This is a genomic window from Novosphingobium album (ex Liu et al. 2023), from assembly GCF_029076845.1.
GTDB lineage: Bacteria > Pseudomonadota > Alphaproteobacteria > Sphingomonadales > Sphingomonadaceae > Novosphingobium.
The window spans coordinates 1-3161 of sequence record NZ_JARESE010000072.1 but is presented as its reverse complement, the minus strand read 5'-3'; the positions used below and the strand labels follow the sequence as shown (position 1 = coordinate 3161).

The following is a 3161-nucleotide window of genomic DNA, read 5'->3' as shown; positions in this document are numbered from 1 at the left end:
CCGCGTCGTATAATATTATCAAGTAATCATAGGTTTAAGGCATTCCAACGTTATGCAACAAAGCCATTCCGAAGTGGGAAAGTTCGCGACCATAACCGCTTTGCCGGACGCCGCCGATCGGCACCCGAGGATCCGAAACGGGAACCCCGTTCACATGAACCGCACCGGTTTCGATGCGCCGGGCGAGCGTGGTCGCGCGCGCCCTGTCGCCGCTCCAGATCGCACCCGAGAGGCCGAAGTCGCTGTCGTTCGCGAGCCGGACCGCATCGTCGCCGTCATCGGCGACGATGATCGCCGCGACAGGCCCGAACGTCTCTTCGCGAAAGACCGGCATAGCGGGGGTCACGCCGGTGAGCACGGTCGCAGGATAGAAGGCGCCCGGCCCGTCCGGTATCCGGCCGCCGGCAAGCAGCCGCGCGCCCATCGCCAGGCTGCGCTCCACCTGCGAATGGAGTTCGTCGCGCGCGCGCGCGCGCGCAAGCGGCCCCAGGTCCGTGGCGTCGTCGAGCGGATCGCCGCACACCAGCGCCTCGGCTGCGGCGACGAAGCGCGCCGTAAAGGCCTCGGCGATCGGCGCCTCCACGATGAGCCGCTTGGCGGCGATGCAAACCTGTCCGCTGTTCTGGAACCGCGCTTCGATCGCAGCGGGAACGGCGCGGTCGAGGTCAGCGTCCGCCAAGACTATGAAAGGGTCCGATCCGCCGAGTTCGAGCACCGATTTCTTCAGGTTGCGCCCCGCCTCCGCCGCGATGGCGCCGCCCGCCGCGGTTCCCGCCGTCACCGACACGCCGACGATCCGCTGGTCGGCCAGCAGTGGCGCGATCTGGTCGCGTGAGACATGGACGTTCGCGAACAGACCGGCAGGGAAGCCCGCCGCGCCGAAACAGTCAGCGAGCGCTTTGGCGCAGCCCTGGACGTTGTCGGCATGTTTGAGCAGCATCGCATTGCCGCCCGCGAGAACGGGCACGGCGGCGCGCAGTACCTGCCACAAGGGAAAATTCCACGGCATGACGGCGAGGACGATGCCGAGCGGGCGATAGCGGACCACCGCCTCCCCATCGCTGCCCATGTCGATCCGCTCGTCGGCGATCAACCGTTGGGCATGATCCGCATACCATCGGCACAGCGCGGCGCATTTGGCGACCTCGCCGCGTGCGCGGCCGATCGGCTTTCCCATCTCGACTGAGATCAGCCGCGCCAGCAGTTCCGACCGCTGCTCCAGAGTCTGCCCCAGCCGCCGAAGCGCTGCGCCACGATCCGCACAGCTTATGTCACGCCACACGTCGAACGCCGCGGAAGCAGCGTCGACGGCTTCGGCCACCTCACGCTCCCCGAGCCAGGGGTGCAGCGCGACCGTCTCGCCGGTCGCCGGATTGACCGATAGCGAGCCGGGGTGCGCGAGTACGTTTTCTGCTGCGTTCGCCATCATCAATATACGCCTCCCGCGCCCGAATTCGCCGGGCGCGGGTCCCCGCCGGCAAAGCGGGCTGCGAGCGCTTCGGCGCCGCGCGCCAGGATCGTCACGTCGGTTCCCACCGCGACGAAGCTTGCCCCGATTTCAAGGTAGCGCCGCGCCAGCGCTTCGTCGGCCATCAGCATGCCGACAGGCTTGCCCGCCGCGCGGATCGCCACAATGGCGCCTTCGATCGCCTCCTGCACCTCGGGATGGGCGGCATCTCCGAGATGACCGAGGTCGGCAGCGAGATCGGACGGGCCGATGAACACGCCGTCGACGCCTTCGGTTCGTGCGATCGCGCCGACATTGGCGATCGCCGCGCGGCTTTCCACCTGCAGCAGCAGGCAGATGTCTTCGGCCGCGTTGCGGATATAGCCTGGCGTGCGGTTCCAGCGGCTGCCGCGCCCGATCGCCGTCCCGACGCCACGGATGCCGTGCGGCGGATAGCGCGTCGCGCTGACCATCGCCGTCGCCATGGCGGCATCCTCGATCATCGGGATCAGCAGCGACCGCGCCCCGATGTCCAGATACTGCTTGATCAGCACCGGATCGCCCACCGGAAGCCGGACCACGGGTTCGACCGGATAGGCACTCGCCGCCTGCAACTGTGCCAGCACGAGCGGAACGTCGTTCGGCGCATGCTCGGCGTCGATCAGCAACCAGTCGAAACCTGCCCCGGCCGAAATCTCGCACGTATAGGAGGAGGCCAGTGCCTGCCAGAAACCGATCTGCGGGCGATGCTCGCCGATCGCCTGTTTGAACGCATTCACGTCACTCTCCCACATCGCCCTCGGTCAACCGAAATGGCACTCTACCTGCCCGAAGGATCCGAAATCGGCGACGATATGGCTTCCGGGGGGCGCCTCGACCGGACGGATGAACGATCCCGAAAGCACGACCTGCCCGGCCTCGACCCGGTCGCCACGCGCCGCCAGCCTTTCGACGAGCCATGCCATCGAAACCAGCGGATCGCCGAGCACGCCGGCGCCGAGACCGGTTTCCTCGACATCGCCATCCTTCGAGACGATCGCGCCGACGAAGCGCAGGTCGAGCGCGCCGAATTCGCGGACCGGGGCGCCCATCACGATTCCACCGTTCGCGGCATTGTCCGAAATGGTGTCGCAGACGTTGCGGAGCCGCCCGGTTTCCGGATCTTTGCGGGTAATCCGGGTATCGAGAATTTCGAGCGCCGGAGCCACATAATCGGTCGCCGCGAGGATCGCTTCGGCCGAAATTTCTTCCGGCTCAAGGCCGGTGCGCATGACGAAGGCAATCTCCGCCTCGATCCGCGGCTGGATGAAGCGGCCTGGGGCGATGTGGGCGCCATTGTCGAACGCCATGCTCCGCAGAAGCACCCCCGAATCCGGAATGTCGATCGACAGCGCCGCCTGCATCGCTTTCGACGTCAGCCCGATCTTCCACCCGATCACGGGATCGCCCGCCGCCGCCTTCATTCGCACCCATTCCGTCTGGATGGCATAGGCATCGTCCATCGTCAGGCCGGCATAGGTCTCGCTGAGGAGGCGGATCTGCCGCCCCGTCCGCTCCGCCTCGTCCAGCGCCCGCGCGGCCGCCGCAATGGCGTCGCCATCCAGCGTCACACCGCCGAAATCATCGATCCGCCGCGCCCCGGCCATCAGCCTGCGCGGCGACAACTACGATGGCCGGTTGAGCGGCGACTATGATGGCCGGTAGGATCGGTTGT

General features: G+C 67.1%; 3 protein-coding genes. All 3 read right to left on the bottom strand.

Annotation, left to right across the window (positions count from 1 at the left end; translation table 11 throughout):
• Nucleotides 1–34: 34 nt before the first annotated feature.
• Genes PYV00_RS20480 through hpaH form a run of 3 tightly spaced genes read right to left on the bottom strand, consistent with a single transcriptional unit; the run spans nt 35 to nt 3111 of the window.
• Nucleotides 35–1429, bottom strand: coding sequence for an NAD-dependent succinate-semialdehyde dehydrogenase (locus tag PYV00_RS20480; protein ID WP_275230179.1), 1395 nt, complete (start codon nt 1427–1429; stop codon nt 35–37).
• Nucleotides 1429–2226: a 4-hydroxy-2-oxoheptanedioate aldolase gene (gene hpaI, locus PYV00_RS20475; protein ID WP_223308216.1), complete on the bottom strand. Its 798-nt coding sequence runs from the start codon at nt 2224–2226 to the stop codon at nt 1429–1431. Before hpaI ends, PYV00_RS20480 begins: the two co-directional genes overlap by 1 nt.
• A 24-nt stretch (nt 2227–2250) precedes the next feature.
• On the bottom strand, nt 2251–3111 hold the full coding sequence (gene hpaH / locus PYV00_RS20470) for a 2-oxo-hept-4-ene-1,7-dioate hydratase (protein ID WP_275230178.1): 861 nt from the start codon (nt 3109–3111) through the stop codon (nt 2251–2253).
• Nucleotides 3112–3161: the final 50 nt, after the last annotated feature.